The sequence below is a fragment of the Streptococcus downii genome (genome assembly GCF_004353325.1).
Lineage (GTDB): Bacteria > Bacillota > Bacilli > Lactobacillales > Streptococcaceae > Streptococcus > Streptococcus downii.
Map to the genome: position 1 here is coordinate 27,107 of NZ_MZNX01000008.1, position 17,257 is coordinate 44,363.

The following is a 17,257-nucleotide window of genomic DNA, read 5'->3' on the forward strand; positions in this document are numbered from 1 at the left end:
GAAAAGATGGAGATTCGTTTAGCTTTTCCAAACGAAGTAGATGCGATTATGCAGGTGATGGAGGATGCCAAAAAGTGCTTAGCTGAGTCTGGTAGTGACCAGTGGCAAAATGGCTATCCAAATGCAGATATCATTATTGATGATATCATCTCAGGCCAAGCCTATGTGGCCTTGGAAGAAGGAGAACTACTAGCCTATGCTGCTGTGACCAAGAGCCCAGAGGAAACCTATGAAGCCATTTATGAAGGAAGTTGGCAGGGGGGAGAGTCAGAATATCTGGTCTTTCACCGTATCGCTGTGGCAGCAGATGTCCAAGGGCAAGGTGTTGCTCAGACTTTCCTAGAAGGCTTGATTGAAGGTTTTGATTATCTAGATTTTCGTTCAGATACACATGCAGAAAACAAGGCCATGCAGCATATCTTTGAAAAGCTGGGCTTCCAACAGGTTGGTAAGGTTCCAGTTGATGGGGAACGTTTGGCCTATCAGAAATTAAAAAAATGAAGCAGAAAAAGTACGCAAAAATGCTCTACCCGTCGCCAATTGGAACCTTATCCTTAGTTGCTGACGAGCAATATCTGTATGGAATTTGGGTGCAGGACCAAACTCATTTTGAGAGAGGGATAGATGCTGACATGGAAGTAGTTACAGAACATCCTGTCCTTGATCAAGTTATTTCCTATTTAGATACTTACTTTGATGGATGTGCTCAAGATTTGTCTTCCTTGCCTTTGGCTCTTATTGGAACAGATTTTGAAAAGCGAGTATGGACATACTTACAGAGCATTCCTTATGGTCAAACAGTAACTTACGGACAAATAGCTCAAGACCTGCAAGTGGGTTCTGCCCAAGCGATTGGCGGAGCAGTGGGGCGCAATCCTTGGTCCATCCTCGTACCCTGTCATCGTGTGCTGGGGTCAGACAATCGTCTGACAGGCTATGCATCGGGAGTCGAAAAGAAAGCCTGGCTCTTGCAACATGAAGGTGTAGTATTTCAAGAAAATAAAAAATAGAAAGAAAAGAAGATGTTAGAATTTATCGAATACCCAAAATGTTCAACTTGTAAGAAAGCAAAAAATGAATTGGATAAACTTGGACTGGAATACCAAGATGTCCACATCGTAGAAGAAACACCAAGTGAAGACGTGATTTTGAACTGGTTAGAAACTTCCGGTTTTGAAGTGAAACAATTTTTCAATACTAGCGGGATCAAATATCGTGAACTGGGCTTGAAAGATAAGGTGGGAAGTTTGTCAAAAAAAGAAGCAGCCAAGCTTCTAGCGAGTGATGGTATGTTATTGAAACGTCCAATTCTGGTGGAGAATGGTGCTGTTAAACAAATCGGCTATAGAAAACCCTATGAGAACTTAGGTTTGAGATAGTTTTTATTTATCTCCTTGATAGGTAAAATATATAGCCTCCCTGTTTTAAAGTGTGATAAACTAGAAGATAGACAAAGTCTGAGTAGCCCGTAGCAAATAATTTGCTTGCGAGCAGAAGTATGATAGAATGAATCATTATCAGGAGAGGATGTTTTTATGACTGTTACAACATTTTTAGCATCAGATTGGTACCAAAGTTTGATGCAACTCATTCCGGATGGTAAGCTCTTTAGTTTGCGTTCGGTCTTTGATGGAATTCCAAGGATTGTCCAACAACTGCCTACAACCTTGATGTTGACACTTGGAGGTGCACTCTTTGGTTTGCTACTTGCCCTAATTTTTGCCATTGTTAAGATCAATCGTGTTAAAATTCTATATCCCTTGCAGGCCTTTTTCGTTAGCTTCTTAAAAGGTACCCCAATCCTAGTTCAACTTATGTTGACCTACTATGGAATTCCTTTGTTACTGAAAGCTATCAACCAACAATGGGGAACTGGTCTCAATATCAATGCGATTCCAGCAGCGCTTTTTGCGATTGTGGCCTTTGCTTTTAATGAGGCGGCTTATGCAAGTGAAACGATTCGTGCGGCCATACTTTCTGTTAATCCAGGTGAAATTGAGGCGGCACGCAGTTTGGGTATGACGCGAGCGCAAGTTTATCGTCGCGTGATTATTCCAAATGCGGCGGTAGTTGCGACACCGACTTTGATTAACTCCCTTATCGGTTTGACCAAGGGAACTTCCCTAGCCTTTAGCGCAGGTGTTGTGGAGGTCTTTGCCCAAGCTCAGATTTTAGGTGGAGCTGATTATCGCTATTTTGAACGTTTCATCTCCGTAGCCCTTGTTTATTGGGTAGTCAATATCGGAATTGAAAGCCTCGGCCGTTTCATCGAGAGAAAAATGGCTATTTCAGCGCCGGATACAGTACAAACAGATGTGAAAGGAGACCTTCGTTAATGATTAAGATTTCGAATTTAAGCAAATCCTTTTCAGGACAGACAGTCTTGAATCATCTGAACTTGGATATCCAAAAAGGTGAGGTAGTGGCTTTGATTGGTTCATCTGGAGCTGGGAAATCAACCTTTCTTCGTAGTTTGAACTACCTTGAAACTCCAGATAGTGGAACGATTCAGATTGACAATTTTAAAGTTGATTTTTCTCAGATTAGCCAAGAAGAAATCCTAGCCCTTCGTCGCAAGTTGTCTATGGTTTTCCAACAGTTTAATTTGTTTGAACGCCGAACAGCCCTTGACAATGTCAAGGAAGGTTTGGTTGTCGTTAAGAAATTATCGGACGAGGAAGCAACAAAAATCGCCAAGAAAGAGTTGGCTAAGGTTGGTCTTTCTGACCGTGAAAACCATTATCCTCGCCACTTATCAGGTGGACAAAAGCAACGGGTTGCCCTCGCGCGTGCGCTTGCTATGAAACCAGATGTCTTGCTCTTGGACGAGCCCACTTCAGCCCTTGACCCAGAGTTGGTCGGTGAAGTAGAGAAGTCTATTGCAGATGCTGCCAAGTCAGGTCAGACCATGATTTTGGTCAGTCACGATATGTCTTTTGTAGCCCAAGTGGCAGACAAGGTTTTATTCCTAGATAAAGGGAAAATCATCGAGTCTGGCACACCGGATGAAATCATCAATCATCCGAAAGAAGAACGAACAAAAGAATTCTTCGCTAGTTACAAACGGACTTATATTTGATATAATAGTAAAAGGAAAACTCAGTTAGTTGGACTAGCTGAGTTTACTCTTTAAAAAAGATAGAAACGAGAGAGATCATGCTGCTGCAACTGTTTTCTTTATATTTCGAGAGTTTGATCTTAACGACCATTCTCGTCGTGATTTTTTTAGGGATTTGGATTGGATTGCGAGCTATGTCTGGTGTGGACAAGACAGCCAAGGCTCGCCAAGCCCATCTTTATGATATGATTATGATTGGAGTTTTGGTCGTTCCGGTGTTATCCTTTGCCGTCATGAGTCTCATTTTAGTTTTCAGAGCATAATGCTTGCTAAATAAACTTTAAACAGTTAGAATAAAGATAGTTACAACAAGAAAGAAGGAATCGAAATGTACGATACGATTATTGTCGGTGCTGGACCTGCGGGAATGACCGCTGCCTTGTATGCCGCTCGAAGCAATCTGAAAGTGGCTTTGATAGAAGGTGGCCTGCCAGGCGGGCAAATGAATAACACATCTGACATTGAAAACTATCCAGGTTATGCCAACATAAGTGGACCTGAATTGGCTGAAAAGATGTTTGAACCACTTGAAAACCTTGGAGTGGAGCATCTTTATGGCTATGTTGAAAATATTGAAGACCAGGGTGACTATAAGAAGGTAATCACTGATGATCAAGTTTACGAAACCCGTACTGTCATTGTAGCAACTGGTTCTAAACACCGTCTTTTGGGAGTTCCCGGAGAAGTGGAACTGAACAGTCGAGGAGTTTCTTACTGTGCAGTCTGTGACGGAGCTTTCTTCCGTGACCAAGACTTGCTCGTAGTCGGTGGTGGAGATTCAGCGGTAGAAGAAGCTCTGTTCTTAACTCGCTTTGCCAAGACTGTTACCATTGTTCACCGTCGAGATGAACTTCGTGCCCAAAAGGTTTTGCAAGACCGTGCTTTTGCAAATGAGAAAGTCAACTTTATCTGGGATTCTGTTGTCAAGGAAATCAAAGGTGAAAACCGAGTAGAATCTGTCGTATTTGAAAATGTGAAAACAGGTCAAGTAACAGAACAAGCCTTCGGTGGTGTCTTTATCTATGTTGGTTTGGATCCTGTTAGCGATTTTGTTAAAGAATTGAATATCCAAGACCAGGCAGGCTGGATTGTGACAGATAATCACATGAAAACTGCCGTTGACGGTATCTTTGCGGTTGGGGATGTTCGCCAAAAAGATCTTCGCCAAGTAACAACAGCAGTTGGAGATGGGGCTATCGCTGGTCAAGAAGCATACAAATTTATTACAGAACATAGTTAAGCAAAAAAGTTTCCAATCACTTGATTGGAAACTTTTTTATAGTCGGTTTCGAAAAACTTCGTACATGAGAATGGCTGCAGCAACACTGGCATTGAGGCTTTGAACATGTCCATTCATGGGAATGGTAATCATCTCATCAACCTGTTTTTTAATGTTGCTAGAGATTCCTTTTCCTTCATTTCCGATGATGAGGGCGATTTTCCCTTTTGTATTCCACTTGTGGTAAGGGGTACCGTTCATATCCGTTCCAAAGGTCCAGAAGCCTTCATCCTTGAGTTTGTCTAGGGTTTGACTGAGGTTGGTCACTCGGGCAATCGGTACATGCTCAATAGCACCTGTGGCCGTTTTGGCAACGACAGGAGTCACTCCGACAGCACGGTGCTTGGGAATGATGACACCTGAAACATTGGTCGCATCGGCTGTTCGCAAGATAGAACCTAGATTATGGGGATCAGTTAACCCGTCCAGAATCAATAGCAAAGGATTTTCTTCTTGGCGTGTTTTGGCAAGAATATGATCTAGCTCGCTATAGGCAAATTCGGACACTCGTAGAACAAAACCTTGGTGGACAGCGCCTTCGGTCATTTCAGAGAGGGATTTTTTTGAAGTCCAAGAGATGGAGACCTTTTTCTCAGCAGCCAGTTCCTTGACTTTCTCAACATTCTTACCTCGGAGATCATCTTGGAGGTAGAGTTTATTCCCTGTGTTTGCAAGGAGGGCTTCTGTAACGGCGTGGACGCCATAGACAATATCATTTGTTTTCATGCCTCTATTATAACACAAAACCCCGTCTTGCAACGGGATTTTCTTTATTCGAGGATGAGGAGTCCATCTTTAACAGCAAATGGGTCTTTTTCATTGATACGATCGTAAAACATGATTCCGTTTAGGTGATCAATTTCATGTTGGACAACGATAGAGTTGTAACCTTTGAGCTTGATACGGTGTTTTTCGCCGTCCTTGTCAAAGTAATCAACAGTGACACGGGCATGACGAACTACATAGCCTGGCACGTTACGGTCGACAGATAGGCAACCTTCTCCTTCGCCAAGAGCAGCGTCCTGAACAGAGTGGGATATGATTTTCGGATTGTACATAATAGCTTGCAAGTCGTAGGCTTCCTGTGGAGTTTCACCTTCTTCAACAATATTTGGGACCAAAACAGCGATAATGCGTTTTGAGATATCGAGCTGGGGAGCAGCCAATCCAACACCACCGCGGAGCCCCATTTTCTCAGCCATAACAGGATCCTGAGAATGTTTGAGAAATTGCATCATCTTTTCGCCAAGGATGATTTCCTGGTCAGACAGTGGGAAAGTGACCTCCTCAGCAACTGCGCGAAGCGTCGGATTCCCCTCGCGGATAATATCGTTCATATCAATTAAGTGAGCAGCTTTTGTAATACGTTCTATAGCAGACATTTTCTCTCCTTTCATTACCTCTACATGATAACACAAAATAGGCGAGAAAGAAAGTCGCAGAAGTTCCTAAAAAATAATATAATAAACGGTATTCCTCTTTTGTCTGTGGTATAATAAAAGAAAAGACTTGCAGTAAAAGCAAGGGGGGAATAAAGATGGAAAAGCGACAAGATAGACGGTCTCATGGTCCTATTTTTGGATTGTTGAAGAGTAGTATTGGTTTCTTTAGGAATTATAAATCTTGGACAAATGCCCAGTTTATTACGGTGTTGTTGCTTGCAGTTGCCTTATCCATGGGGGGGAACTTATTAGTTCGAGCAGTACAAGGTAGTAAGGGAACGAGTCCTAGTAGTCAAACTCTTGATTCTGCTAGTACATCTGGTCAATCCAAGGAAGATCAGTCTGGTGAAAAGACAGCCCGTATCATGGCAAATGGTGACCTTCTCTACCATATTCCCATCTACCGAACAGCTCTGAAAGAAGATGGTAGCTACGATTTCCACGAAAATTTTGAATATGTAAAACCATGGCTCAAGCAAGCAGATTTAGTGCTTGGTGACTTTGAAGGAACGGTGAACAAAGACCACTACTTGGCAGGCTATCCTCTCTTTAATGCACCAGGGGAAGTCATGGATGCGATCAAGGATGCAGGCTACCAAGTTCTAGACTTGGCTCATAATCATATTTTGGATTCTCAAATTGAGGGAGTGGTTTCGACAGCAGAAGCTATTGAAAAGGCAGGAATGACACCCATAGGAGTCTACACACATGAATCCCGTGACCAAGCTCCGCTAGTTATCAAGGAAGTCAATGGTATCAAGGTAGCTCTCCTAGCCTATTCTTACGGTTTTAATGGCATTGAGCAGTATATCTCTCAAGAGGATTATAATCGCTATCTTTCTGATCTGAATGAAGATAAGATGAAGGCAGAAATTGAACGAGCTGAGAAGGAAGCGGATATTACTGTTATTATGCCTCAGATGGGAATTGAGTACCAACTAGAACCAACGGAAGAACAGAAAACACTGTACCACAAGATGATTGACTGGGGAGCCGATATTATCTTTGGAGGGCATCCTCACGTCGTTGAACCTGCTGAAACAGTTGAAAAAGATGGTGATAAAAAACTGATCATCTACTCCATGGGGAATTTCCTCTCAAATCAACGCATTGAAACCATGCAAGACGAGGAAAATGCCAAGTGGACGGAGCGCGGTGTTCTCATGGATGTGACCATTAAGAAAAAAGATGGAAAGACAAGGATTGAAACTGCCAAAGCGCATCCGACTTGGGTCAATCGAACACCCAAAGGAACTTACTCTCCAGAAGGCTATCCGCTCTTCCTCTATCAGACCTATATCCTAGAGGACTTCATCGAGGGGGGCAGTCACCGTGACAAGTTGGACGAGGCGACTAAGGAACGAATTGACACGGCCTATAAAGAAATGAATGAACATGTAGGGTTGAAGTGGTAGGTACTCGCCCTAAAGGAGACGAGATGACGATTAAATTGATTGCAACGGATATGGATGGAACTTTGCTGGATCCAAGAGGGCAACTGGACTTGCCACGTTTAGAAAAGATTTTAGACCAATTAGATGAACGAGGTATCCGTTTTGTCATTGCGACAGGAAATGAGGTCCATCGAATGAGGCAATTATTAGAACACTTGGCGAGTCGAGTGATCTTGGTTGTTGCTAACGGCGCTCGTATATTTGAGTATGATACGCTACTTCAGGCCCAGACTTGGGATGATGCTATGGTTGACAAGGCTCTCCTTCATTTTAAAGGGAGGGAGTGTCGAGATCAGTTCGTCGTTACCAGTATGAATGGGAGTTTTGTCAAGGAAGGAACGGTTTTTACAGACCTGGAAAAATTTATGACTCCAGAGATGATTGAAAAACTTTACCAAAGGACAAATTTTGTGGATGAGCTAAACTCAGACCTCTTCGGTGGAGTGTTAAAGATGAGCATGGTTGTTGGTGAAGAACGTTCTAGTTCAGTTTTGCAGGAAATCAATGACCTCTTTGATGGTCGTGTAAGGGCTGTTTCTAGCGGTTATGGCTGTATCGATATCCTGCAGGCTGGGGTTCACAAGGCTTGGGGATTGGAAGAATTACTCAAGCGCTGGGATTTGACATCAGAACAAATCATGGCTTTTGGTGATAGCGAAAACGATATCGAAATGTTAGAGCTGGCTGGAATTGCCTATGCTATGGAAAATGCAGATGATAATGTCAAGGCAGTTGCGACTGCCCTGGCACCAGCCAACAGCCAGGCGGGTGTGTATCAGATTCTAGAAAAGTGGTTAGAGAAAGAGGGATAAGGTGGCAGTACAGTTATTAGAAAATTGGCTTTTAAAAGAGCAGGCAAAGATTCAAACCAAGTATCGCGAACTTAATCAGATTTCTCTTTTAGAACCAGATATGATTTTTATCGGCGATTCGATTGTAGAATACTACCCTTTGCAAGAGTTACTTGGGACTACCAAGACGATTGTTAATCGAGGCATCCGAGGTTACCAGACGGGGCTTCTACTAGACAATCTTGATGCCCATCTTTATGGTGATGCTGTCGATCAAATTGTTCTCTTGATTGGGACAAACGATATCGGAAAAGATGTTTCCATGAATGAAACCTTGGATAATCTTGAGCGTGTGATCCAATCGATTGCCCGAGAATATCCGCTGTCACAAATAAGGCTCCTTTCTATTCTGCCAGTCAATGAAGGAGAAGAATACAAGCAGACAGTATATATTCGTACCAATGAAAAGATCAGAGAATGGAATCAAGCCTATGAGGCTCTAGCTTCCGCCTATATGCAAGTAGATTTTCTACCAATTTATGATAGTTTGACAGATTCAGAAGGGCAACTTCAATCAGCCTATACAACGGATGGCCTCCATCTAAGTGTAGCCGGTTATCAAGCCTTATCAGAAGCCTTGAAAACATATCTTTTCTAAAGAATCGACTTAATTTTGCATTTTTGCCATAGATAAGGTATAATAGTTCTATTATCTTTTGGGGTCGTTACGGATTCGACAGGCATTATGAGGCATATTTTGCAACCCGTGTGGCGACGTAAACGCTCAGTTAAATATAACTGCAAAAAATAATACTTCTTACGCTCTAGCTGCCTAAAAACCAGCAGGCGTGACCCGATTCAGATTGCTCGTGTCTGATGATAGGTCTTATTATTAGCGAGATACGATCAAACTTTGTCTAGCAGTTTGGTAAGAGATTTATAGGCTCGCAGTTCCTAGGCTTGAGTTATGTGTCGAGGAGCTGTTAAAACAATACATAACCTATGGTTGTAGACAAATATGTTAGCAGATGTTTGGACGTGGGTTCGACTCCCACCGGCTCCATTGATAATTTACATTGTTTTGTAAATCTTTCTAAAACGTTGTTTTTACAACGTTTTTTATTTTATTCTTTGGTATTCTTTTGCAAAAAAAGAATACAACATTTTGTTGTATCCTAAATATTAAATCAAGTCCTGAATTTTCTTAAGTTTTTATCATATTTTCTGTTATAATTAAGGTGCCTTAAGAAAAATAATGAAAAAACTAAATGTTTTTCATATAGTTTTCATTTTTTGTGTTATAATTAAGGTGCCTTAAGAAAAATATTAAGGTGCATTAAGAAAAATATTAAGGTGCCTTAAGAAAAATAATGAAAAAACTAAATGTTTTTCATATAGTTTTCATTGTTTTAATAGTTTAAAGTCAATCTTATTTTTCTCTAATAGAAAATAATGAAAAAGTAGGTTTAGAAAGAGGTAAGTATCTATGTCTTCTCATAAAAAAGTGTCACTCTCTGAGATTAATCAATCTATCGATACTCCAAATAACAATCATTTCTGGCAAAATTTAAAGGCCTTCTTGGGTCCAGGTGCCCTTGTCGCAGTTGGTTATATGGATCCAGGAAACTGGATAACCAGTGTGGTTGGAGGTGCATCCTATAAGTACAGTCTCTTATTTGTCATCTTGATTTCATCACTCATTGCTATGCAGCTTCAGCAGATGGCAGGAAAGCTTGGAATTGTAACTCAAATGGACTTGGCTCAAGCAACGGGTCATCATTCACCCAAATGGCTTCGTTATAGCTTATGGGTGATTTTAGAATTAGCCTTGATGGCGACAGATCTGGCAGAAGTTCTAGGTTCAGCGATTGCTCTCAATCTTCTCTTTAAGATTCCGATTATGATAGCAATTCTCTTGACCGTGTTGGATGTTTTTCTCTTATTGCTTCTGATGAAATTTGGCTTTAAGAAGATTGAAGCTATTGTGACAACACTGATTTTAACCATTCTAGCAATTTTTACCTATCTGGTAGCTTTGTCACATCCAAGCTTCCAAGGAATCGTTGAGGGTTATCTACCGAATGCAACCTTATTTGAAAGTCCCTTGCCAGGGCATGAAAGTCAATTAACCTTGGCACTAGGGATCGTGGGAGCAACGGTTATGCCCCATAACCTCTATTTGCATTCTTCCTTGTCTCAAACTCGGAAAATCAATCACAAGGACAAGAATGATGTTCGAAAAGCCGTGCGCTTTATGACCTGGGATTCAAATCTCCAATTATCCTTGGCCTTTGTGGTTAACTCCCTTCTATTAATTCTCGGGGCGGCTCTCTTTTTCGGCCATGCATCTGAGATTTCTGCCTTCTCTCAAATGTATAATGCCTTGCAGGATTCTACTATTGCAGGAGCTATAGCTAGCTCGACCTTATCAACCTTGTTTGCCTTGGCTTTATTAGCCAGTGGTCAAAATTCGACGATTACGGGTACCTTGACTGGACAAATCGTTATGGAAGGTTTCTTGCATATGAGATTACCTCAATGGTTCATTCGTTTGGCAACTCGTCTCTTTGCCTTGTTGCCTGTCATGATTGTAGCGGTTCTGTTTGGTCATCAGGAAAAAACATTGGATCAGTTATTGGTTTATTCACAAGTCTTTCTTTCGATTGCTCTTCCATTTTCAATCTTCCCACTGATTTATCTAACTTCTAAGAAATCACTGATGGGAGAATTTACCAATGCCAAATGGAATACCATCCTTGGCTATATCGTTTCCATTATCTTAACAATTCTCAATGTGAAATTGTTATTTGATATTTTCTAAGAAATTCACCCGAGTTATAAAACAAGCATATAAGAAAAAAGATACCCAAGATTTCTTGGGTATCTTTTTTAAAATAAACGGAAGACATGGGATTCGAACCCACGCACGCTGTTACACGCCTACCGCGTTTCCAACACGGCCTCTTAAGCCTCTTGAGTAATCTTCCAATACTTACTCAAATAGTCTACCATAAAGCCACTTATCTTGCAATAAAAATGTTGAAATTGAGAAAAATGATAGAATTTGAAAGAAAATGATAAAAAATGCTTGACTTTGCTAGAAAATGTGTTAGAATGAATAGTGTAAACGATAACAGGAGGTGATTTGGTGTTAAAAACTGAGCGGAAGCAACTGATTTTAGAGGAGTTGAATCAACATCATGTAGTTTCTCTAGAAAAATTAGTTAGTTTGCTAGAAACGTCAGAATCAACGGTTCGAAGAGATTTGGATGAGTTGGAGGCGGAAAACAAGCTTCGCCGTGTGCATGGTGGAGCAGAATTGCCACACTCCTTGCAGGAAGAAGAAACCATCCAAGAAAAATCTGTCAAAAACCTTCAAGAGAAGAAGTTACTGGCTCAGAAAGCAGCCTCTCTTATTAAGGAACAAGATGTTATCTTTGTTGATGCTGGAACGACAACTGCTTTTTTAATCAAGGAATTGGTTAATAAGAATATTACAGTTGTGACCAACTCCATTCACCATGCGGTTCAGTTGGTTGAAAAACAGATTCCAACTGTCATGGTTGGAGGAAGTGTCAAGATGGCAACAGATGCTTGTATCGGTGGAGTTGCTCTTAATCAAATCAATCAATTGCACTTTGACCGTGCCTTTATCGGGATGAATGGTGTAGATGATGGTTATTATACGACTCCTGATATGGAGGAGGGAGCCGTTAAGCGTGCTATTTTAGAGAATGCCAAACAGACCTATGTCTTGGTCGATTCGTCAAAGATTGGTCAAACTTGCTTTGCCAAGGTAGCACCACTTAAACGAGCAATTGTTATCACAAGTCAAGGGCATGAGCTCTTGCAGGCTATTAAGGAGAAAACGGAGGTAATAGAAGTATGATTTATACAGTCACACTCAATCCATCCATAGACTATATCGTTCGCTTGGACCAAGTTCAAGTCGGCAGTGTCAATCGTATGGACAGTGATGATAAGTTTGCTGGTGGGAAAGGAATAAATGTTAGCCGTGTCTTAAAACGCTTGGATATTCCAAATACAGCGACTGGATTTATCGGAGGTTTTACTGGTAAATTTATCACAGATACTCTGGTAGAGGAAGAAATCGAAACTCGTTTTGTCCAAGTAGCAGAAGATACTCGTATCAATGTCAAGATTAAAGCAGACCAAGAAACAGAAATCAATGGGACTGGTCCAAATGTGGAACCGGCTCAGCTAGAAGACTTGAAAGCTATTCTTTCAAGTCTGACAGCAGATGATACGGTTGTGTTTGCGGGTTCGAGTGCTAAGAACCTGGGCAATATTATCTATAAGGATTTGATTGCCTTGACACGTCAGACTGGTGCGCAAGTGGTTTGTGACTTTGAAGGACAGACCTTGATTGATAGTTTAAACTACCAGCCACTTTTGGTTAAACCAAACAATCACGAGCTTGGAGCTATCTTTGGAGTGAAACTTGAAAGTTTAGATGAAATCGAGAACTATGCTCGTCAGTTACTGGCCAAAGGAGCTCAAAACGTTATCATCTCTATGGCTGGGGACGGTGCCCTCCTTGTCACATCTGAAGGAGCTTACTTCGCAAAACCTATCAAGGGAACAGTCAAGAATTCAGTGGGAGCTGGTGACTCTATGGTTGCTGGGTTTACAGGTGAATTTGTCAAATCTAAAGATGCAGTAGAAGCCTTCAAATGGGGAGTAGCTTGTGGAACAGCAACGACCTTCTCGGATGACTTGGCAACAGCGGAATTTATTAAAGAAACATATGAAAAAGTTGAGGTAGAAAAACGATGAAAATTCAAGACCTATTGAGAAAAGATGTCATGTTGCTGGATTTGCAGGCGACTGAAAAAACAGCAGCTATCGAAGAAATGATTCATAGCTTGGTAGATCACGGTTATGTGACGGATTTTGAAACCTTTAAAGAAGGAATCTTAGCGCGTGAAGCTCTCACTTCCACTGGTTTGGGTGACGGAATTGCTATGCCCCACAGCAAAAACTCTGCTGTCAAAGAAGCAACGGTTCTCTTTGCTAAGTCAAACAAGGGTGTTGACTATGAGAGTTTGGATGGGCAACCAACAGACCTCTTCTTCATGATTGCTGCTCCAGAAGGTGCCAATGACACCCACTTAGCAGCCTTGGCAGAATTATCTCAATACTTGATGAAAGACGGTTTTGCAGACAAACTTCGTCAAGTAACATCAGCTGACCAAGTCATCGAACTTTTTGACCAAGCTTCAGAAAAAGCTGAGGAACCTGTTCAAGCACCTGCCAATGAATCTGGTGACTTTATCGTAGCTGTTACAGCTTGTACGACAGGTATTGCCCACACATACATGGCTCAAGAGGCCCTTCAAAAAGTGGCTGCTGAAATGGGTGTTGGGATCAAGGTTGAGACTAATGGTGCCAGCGGTGTTGGAAATCAACTGACAGCAGAGGACATCCGCAAGGCTAAAGCTGTTATCATCGCAGCGGATAAGGCAGTGGAAATGGATCGTTTTGATGGTAAACCTTTGGTTAACCGTCCAGTTGCAGACGGTATCCGTAAGACAGAAGAATTGATCAACTTGGCTCTTTCTGGGGATGCTGAAGTTTATCGTGCTGCTAATGGAGCAAAAACTGCAACAGCATCTAATGAAAAACAAAGCCTTGGTGGTGCCTTCTACAAACACTTGATGAGTGGTGTATCTCAAATGTTGCCATTCGTTATCGGTGGTGGTATCATGATTGCCCTCGCCTTCTTGATTGACGGTGCTTTGGGTGTGCCCCAAGATAGTCTTGGCAATCTCGGATCTTACCATGAGCTAGCTTCTATGTTCATGAAAATCGGTGGTGCAGCCTTTGGCTTGATGCTTCCAGTCTTTGCTGGTTATGTAGCCTACTCTATTGCTGAAAAACCTGGTTTGGTCGCTGGTTTTGTGGCTGGTGCAATTGCCAAAGAAGGTTTTGCCTTTGGTAAAATCCCTTATGCAGCAGGTGGTGAAGCAACTTCAACTCTTGCAGGTGTCTCATCCGGTTTCCTAGGTGCCCTTGTTGGTGGATTTATCGCAGGTGCTTTAGTTCTTGCTATCAAGAAATACGTTAAAGTTCCTCGTTCACTTGAAGGTGCTAAATCAATCCTTCTCTTGCCACTTCTTGGAACAATCTTAACAGGATTTGTCATGCTAGCTGTTAACATCCCGATGGCAGCAATCAACACTGCAATGAATGACTTCCTAGGCGGTCTTGGAGGCGGTTCAGCTGTCCTTCTTGGTATCGTTCTTGGTGGAATGATGGCTGTTGATATGGGTGGTCCAGTTAATAAAGCGGCCTATGTCTTTGGTACAGGTACGCTTGCAGCAACTGTTTCTTCAGGTGGTTCTGTAGCCATGGCAGCAGTTATGGCTGGAGGAATGGTTCCACCACTTGCTATCTTTGTCGCAACCCTTCTTTTCAAAGATAAATTTACCAAAGAAGAACGTAACTCTGGTTTGACAAACATCATCATGGGCTTGTCATTTATCACTGAGGGAGCAATTCCGTTTGGTGCAGCTGACCCAGCTCGTGCTATCCCAAGCTTCATCCTTGGTTCTGCGGTGGCAGGCGGACTCGTTGGTCTTGCTGGTATCAAACTCATGGCGCCACACGGAGGAATCTTCGTCATCGCCCTTACTTCAAATGCCCTTCTTTATCTAGTCTTTGTCTTGATTGGTGCAATCGTAAGTGGTGTGGTTTATGGTTACTTACGCAAACCACAAGCATAAAAAAGTATCAAAATAGAAAGATTGTACCATTTGGTGCAATCTTTTTCTCTATTCGAAATGGCTGTGAAATATGGTATAATAAAAGAATGGCAAACAAGAATACTACAAAAACAAGACGGAGACCGTCTAAAGCAGAACTTGAAAGAAAACAGGCTATCCAGAGGATGTTGATCTCTTTAGGAATTGCCTTGTTATTGATTATTGCAGCCCTCAAACTCGGCGCGGCAGGTGTCACACTTTACAATCTCATTCGACTGGTGGTCGGAAGTTTGGCCTATGTGGCCATTGGTGCCCTCCTCATTTATCTCTTTCTATTTAAATGGATACGTAAGCAAGAAGGACTTCTGTCAGGATTTCTCTGTATCTTCGCTGGCTTACTCTTGATTTTTGAGGCCTACTTGGTTTGGAAATATGGTTTGGAGCAATCAGTTCTAAAAGGGACCCTATCTCAAGTTATGACGGACTTGACTGGTATGCGAGTAACTAGCTTCGCCGGTGGAGGCTTGCTTGGTGTTGGACTCTATATCCCCATATCCTTTCTTTTCTCCAATATCGGATCGTACTTTATTGGAGTTCTCTTGATTCTAGTTGGGGCACTTTTGGTTAGTCCCTGGTCTATTTATGATGTCGCAGCCTTTATTGGAGCTCAGTTTAGATCCTTCATGGAAAAACAGGAACAGAGAAAACAGGAACGCTTCATCAAGAGAGAAGAAGAGAAGGCTCGTCAAGAAGCTGAAGAAGCAGCCAGAATTCAGAGAGAACTAGAAGAGCAGGATGCGCTGCCGCTTCCTCCTGTAGATCCTGAAACGGGAGAAATCTTATCAGAGGTACCAGACTACGATTTCCACCCAATTCCTGAGGAAGAATGGATCGAACCGGAGATTATCCTCCCTCAAGCTGATTTTGACGTTCCAGATGTGGAAGAAGACTTTGAGGATGAAGAGGTGCAGGTTGATTTTTCTGCCAAGGAAGCCCTCGAATACAAACTGCCAAGCTTGCAACTCTTTGCGCCAGATAAACCCAAAGATCAGTCCAAGGAAAAGAAGATTGTTCGAGAAAATATCAAAATCTTAGAGGAAACCTTTGCCAGCTTTGGTATTAAGGTAACGGTTGAACGGGCTGAAATCGGCCCATCAGTTACCAAGTATGAAGTCAAGCCAGCAGTCGGTGTACGGGTTAACCGCATTTCCAATCTGGCAGACGACTTAGCGCTGGCTCTAGCAGCCAAGGATGTTCGGATTGAGGCTCCGATCCCTGGTAAATCCCTAGTCGGAATCGAAGTACCCAACTCTGAGATTGCAACCGTCTCCTTCCGTGAACTCTGGGAACAGTCTCAAACTAAGCCAGAAAATCTCCTCGAAATTCCTCTAGGGAAGGCGGTCAATGGAACTGCTCGCACCTTTGACCTTTCCAAGATGCCCCACCTACTTGTTGCAGGTTCGACGGGATCAGGGAAGTCAGTCGCAGTTAACGGTATTATCGCTAGCATTCTCATGAAAGCAAGACCCGACCAGGTCAAGTTTATGATGGTGGATCCTAAGATGGTTGAGTTGTCGGTTTACAATGACATTCCTCACCTTTTGATTCCAGTTGTGACCAATCCACGCAAGGCCAGCAAGGCCCTGCAAAAGGTTGTGGATGAGATGGAAAACCGTTATGAACTCTTTGCTAAGGTTGGAGTACGAAATATCGCTGGTTACAATGCCAAGGTCGAGGAGTTTAATAGTCAATCTGAGTACAAACAAGTACCGCTTCCTTTGATTGTTGTCATTGTGGATGAGTTGGCTGACCTCATGATGGTGGCTAGCAAGGAAGTAGAAGATGCCATCATTCGTCTCGGACAGAAGGCGCGTGCCGCAGGGATTCACATGATTCTCGCAACGCAACGTCCATCAGTAGATGTTATCTCTGGTCTTATCAAGGCCAATGTCCCCTCTCGTGTGGCTTTTGCAGTTTCATCAGGTACAGATTCACGAACCATCTTGGATGAAAATGGAGCAGAAAAATTGCTTGGTAGAGGAGACATGCTCTTTAAACCAATCGATGAAAATCACCCAGTCCGTCTACAAGGATCCTTCATCTCAGATGACGATGTCGAACGCATCGTAAACTTCATCAAGGCTCAGGCGGATGCGGACTACGATGACAGCTTTGACCCAGGAGATGTTCCTGAAAATGAAGGAGATTTTTCTGATGGTGAAGCTGCTGGCGATCCGCTTTTTGAAGAAGCCAAGGCTTTGGTTATCGAAACCCAGAAAGCTAGTGCTTCGATGATTCAGCGTCGTTTGTCAGTTGGATTTAATCGTGCGACCCGCCTGATGGAAGAGCTCGAAATGGCTGGTGTCATCGGTCCAGCTGAGGGAACCAAACCACGAAAAGTATTGCAACAATAAAAAAATAACTTCTTTCCAAATTTGGAAAGAAGTT

General features: G+C 42.4%; 17 protein-coding genes, 1 tRNA gene and 1 other RNA gene. 16 read left to right on the forward strand and 3 right to left on the reverse strand.

Going from position 1 to position 17,257, the window contains the following annotated elements; all coding sequences use genetic code 11:
• Positions 1–6 precede the first annotated feature (6 nt).
• From E2R31_RS04435 to trxB, 7 genes are all read left to right on the forward strand, one after another.
• Positions 7–501 carry a GNAT family N-acetyltransferase gene (locus E2R31_RS04435; RefSeq protein WP_132973027.1) on the forward strand — a complete coding sequence of 165 codons (495 nt, stop codon included), beginning with the start codon at positions 7–9 and terminating at the stop codon, positions 499–501.
• On the forward strand, positions 498–1,010 hold the full coding sequence (locus tag E2R31_RS04440; RefSeq protein ID WP_132973029.1) for a methylated-DNA--[protein]-cysteine S-methyltransferase: 513 nt from the start codon (positions 498–500) through the stop codon (positions 1,008–1,010). The genes E2R31_RS04435 and E2R31_RS04440 overlap by 4 nt, the downstream gene beginning before the upstream one ends.
• Before the next feature lie 12 nt (positions 1,011–1,022).
• On the forward strand, positions 1,023–1,379 hold the full coding sequence (locus tag E2R31_RS04445) for an arsenate reductase family protein (RefSeq protein ID WP_132973031.1): 357 nt from the start codon (positions 1,023–1,025) through the stop codon (positions 1,377–1,379).
• A 156-nt stretch (positions 1,380–1,535) separates the two neighbouring features.
• Positions 1,536–2,336 (forward strand): amino acid ABC transporter permease, encoded by an 801-nt coding sequence (locus E2R31_RS04450; protein ID WP_132973033.1) that lies wholly within the window; start codon positions 1,536–1,538, stop codon positions 2,334–2,336.
• Positions 2,336–3,079 carry an amino acid ABC transporter ATP-binding protein gene (locus E2R31_RS04455; RefSeq protein ID WP_132973035.1) on the forward strand — a complete coding sequence of 248 codons (744 nt, stop codon included), beginning with the start codon at positions 2,336–2,338 and terminating at the stop codon, positions 3,077–3,079. The genes E2R31_RS04450 and E2R31_RS04455 overlap by 1 nt, the downstream gene beginning before the upstream one ends.
• Before the next feature lie 77 nt (positions 3,080–3,156).
• Positions 3,157–3,381, forward strand: a complete 225-nt coding sequence (locus E2R31_RS04460; protein ID WP_007521457.1) for a DUF4059 family protein — start codon at positions 3,157–3,159, stop codon at positions 3,379–3,381.
• A gap of 65 nt (positions 3,382–3,446) precedes the next feature.
• Complete coding sequence (gene trxB / locus E2R31_RS04465; protein ID WP_132973037.1) at positions 3,447–4,358, forward strand: thioredoxin-disulfide reductase; 912 nt, start codon at positions 3,447–3,449, stop codon at positions 4,356–4,358.
• 36 nt (positions 4,359–4,394) lie between these two features.
• On the opposite strand, the gene rlmB is transcribed toward trxB, so the two are convergent.
• Positions 4,395–5,123 carry a 23S rRNA (guanosine(2251)-2'-O)-methyltransferase RlmB gene (rlmB, locus tag E2R31_RS04470; protein ID WP_132973039.1) on the reverse strand — a complete coding sequence of 243 codons (729 nt, stop codon included), beginning with the start codon at positions 5,121–5,123 and terminating at the stop codon, positions 4,395–4,397.
• Positions 5,124–5,167: 44 nt separating this feature from the next.
• Positions 5,168–5,779 carry a peptide deformylase gene (gene def, locus E2R31_RS04475; protein WP_132973041.1) on the reverse strand — a complete coding sequence of 204 codons (612 nt, stop codon included), beginning with the start codon at positions 5,777–5,779 and terminating at the stop codon, positions 5,168–5,170.
• A gap of 155 nt (positions 5,780–5,934) precedes the next feature.
• On the opposite strand from def, the gene E2R31_RS04480 reads away from it, so the two are divergent.
• The 5 genes from E2R31_RS04480 (at position 5,935) to E2R31_RS04500 (ending at position 10,905) form a co-directional block, all read left to right on the forward strand.
• Positions 5,935–7,254, forward strand: a complete 1,320-nt coding sequence (locus E2R31_RS04480; RefSeq protein WP_132973043.1) for a CapA family protein — start codon at positions 5,935–5,937, stop codon at positions 7,252–7,254.
• Positions 7,255–7,277: 23 nt separating this feature from the next.
• Positions 7,278–8,105 carry a Cof-type HAD-IIB family hydrolase gene (locus E2R31_RS04485; RefSeq protein WP_132973045.1) on the forward strand — a complete coding sequence of 276 codons (828 nt, stop codon included), beginning with the start codon at positions 7,278–7,280 and terminating at the stop codon, positions 8,103–8,105.
• A gap of 1 nt (position 8,106) precedes the next feature.
• The gene (locus E2R31_RS04490; protein ID WP_132973047.1) at positions 8,107–8,742 is read left to right on the forward strand and encodes an SGNH/GDSL hydrolase family protein; all 636 of its coding nucleotides are present in this window, start codon (positions 8,107–8,109) and stop codon (positions 8,740–8,742) included.
• A 60-nt stretch (positions 8,743–8,802) separates the two neighbouring features.
• Positions 8,803–9,150: a transfer-messenger RNA gene (ssrA, locus tag E2R31_RS04495) on the forward strand.
• A gap of 420 nt (positions 9,151–9,570) precedes the next feature.
• Positions 9,571–10,905 carry an Nramp family divalent metal transporter gene (locus E2R31_RS04500; protein WP_115904757.1) on the forward strand — a complete coding sequence of 445 codons (1,335 nt, stop codon included), beginning with the start codon at positions 9,571–9,573 and terminating at the stop codon, positions 10,903–10,905.
• A 78-nt stretch (positions 10,906–10,983) separates the two neighbouring features.
• Here E2R31_RS04500 and E2R31_RS04505 read toward each other — a convergent pair.
• Positions 10,984–11,071 (reverse strand) — tRNA-Ser (locus tag E2R31_RS04505).
• Between the two features lie 161 nt (positions 11,072–11,232).
• Between E2R31_RS04505 and E2R31_RS04510 the strand changes: the two genes are divergently transcribed.
• From E2R31_RS04510 to E2R31_RS04525, 4 genes are all read left to right on the forward strand, one after another.
• Positions 11,233–11,973 carry a DeoR/GlpR family DNA-binding transcription regulator gene (locus tag E2R31_RS04510; RefSeq protein WP_132973049.1) on the forward strand — a complete coding sequence of 247 codons (741 nt, stop codon included), beginning with the start codon at positions 11,233–11,235 and terminating at the stop codon, positions 11,971–11,973.
• Positions 11,970–12,881, forward strand: coding sequence for a 1-phosphofructokinase (pfkB, locus tag E2R31_RS04515; RefSeq protein ID WP_132973051.1), 912 nt, complete (start codon positions 11,970–11,972; stop codon positions 12,879–12,881). The genes E2R31_RS04510 and pfkB overlap by 4 nt, the downstream gene beginning before the upstream one ends.
• Positions 12,878–14,830, forward strand: coding sequence for a PTS fructose transporter subunit IIABC (locus E2R31_RS04520; protein WP_132973053.1), 1,953 nt, complete (start codon positions 12,878–12,880; stop codon positions 14,828–14,830). The genes pfkB and E2R31_RS04520 overlap by 4 nt, the downstream gene beginning before the upstream one ends.
• A gap of 86 nt (positions 14,831–14,916) precedes the next feature.
• Positions 14,917–17,223 carry a DNA translocase FtsK gene (locus E2R31_RS04525; protein WP_132973055.1) on the forward strand — a complete coding sequence of 769 codons (2,307 nt, stop codon included), beginning with the start codon at positions 14,917–14,919 and terminating at the stop codon, positions 17,221–17,223.
• Positions 17,224–17,257: the final 34 nt, after the last annotated feature.

Excerpts from the sequence above, each read along its gene's own strand:
- E2R31_RS04435 (WP_132973027.1), top strand. The coding sequence starts at position 7 with ATGGAGATTCGTTTAGCTTTTCCAAACGAAGTAGATGCGATTATGCAG.
- E2R31_RS04440 (WP_132973029.1), top strand. The coding sequence starts at position 498 with ATGAAGCAGAAAAAGTACGCAAAAATGCTCTACCCGTCGCCAATTGGA.
- E2R31_RS04445 (WP_132973031.1), top strand. The coding sequence starts at position 1,023 with ATGTTAGAATTTATCGAATACCCAAAATGTTCAACTTGTAAGAAAGCA.
- E2R31_RS04450 (WP_132973033.1), top strand. The coding sequence starts at position 1,536 with ATGACTGTTACAACATTTTTAGCATCAGATTGGTACCAAAGTTTGATG.
- E2R31_RS04455 (WP_132973035.1), top strand. The coding sequence starts at position 2,336 with ATGATTAAGATTTCGAATTTAAGCAAATCCTTTTCAGGACAGACAGTC.
- E2R31_RS04460 (WP_007521457.1), top strand. The coding sequence starts at position 3,157 with ATGCTGCTGCAACTGTTTTCTTTATATTTCGAGAGTTTGATCTTAACG.
- trxB (WP_132973037.1), top strand. The coding sequence starts at position 3,447 with ATGTACGATACGATTATTGTCGGTGCTGGACCTGCGGGAATGACCGCT.
- rlmB (WP_132973039.1), bottom strand. The coding sequence starts at position 5,123 with ATGAAAACAAATGATATTGTCTATGGCGTCCACGCCGTTACAGAAGCC.
- def (WP_132973041.1), bottom strand. The coding sequence starts at position 5,779 with ATGTCTGCTATAGAACGTATTACAAAAGCTGCTCACTTAATTGATATG.
- E2R31_RS04480 (WP_132973043.1), top strand. The coding sequence starts at position 5,935 with ATGGAAAAGCGACAAGATAGACGGTCTCATGGTCCTATTTTTGGATTG.
- E2R31_RS04485 (WP_132973045.1), top strand. The coding sequence starts at position 7,278 with ATGACGATTAAATTGATTGCAACGGATATGGATGGAACTTTGCTGGAT.
- E2R31_RS04500 (WP_115904757.1), top strand. The coding sequence starts at position 9,571 with ATGTCTTCTCATAAAAAAGTGTCACTCTCTGAGATTAATCAATCTATC.
- pfkB (WP_132973051.1), top strand. The coding sequence starts at position 11,970 with ATGATTTATACAGTCACACTCAATCCATCCATAGACTATATCGTTCGC.
- E2R31_RS04520 (WP_132973053.1), top strand. The coding sequence starts at position 12,878 with ATGAAAATTCAAGACCTATTGAGAAAAGATGTCATGTTGCTGGATTTG.
- E2R31_RS04525 (WP_132973055.1), top strand. The coding sequence starts at position 14,917 with ATGGCAAACAAGAATACTACAAAAACAAGACGGAGACCGTCTAAAGCA.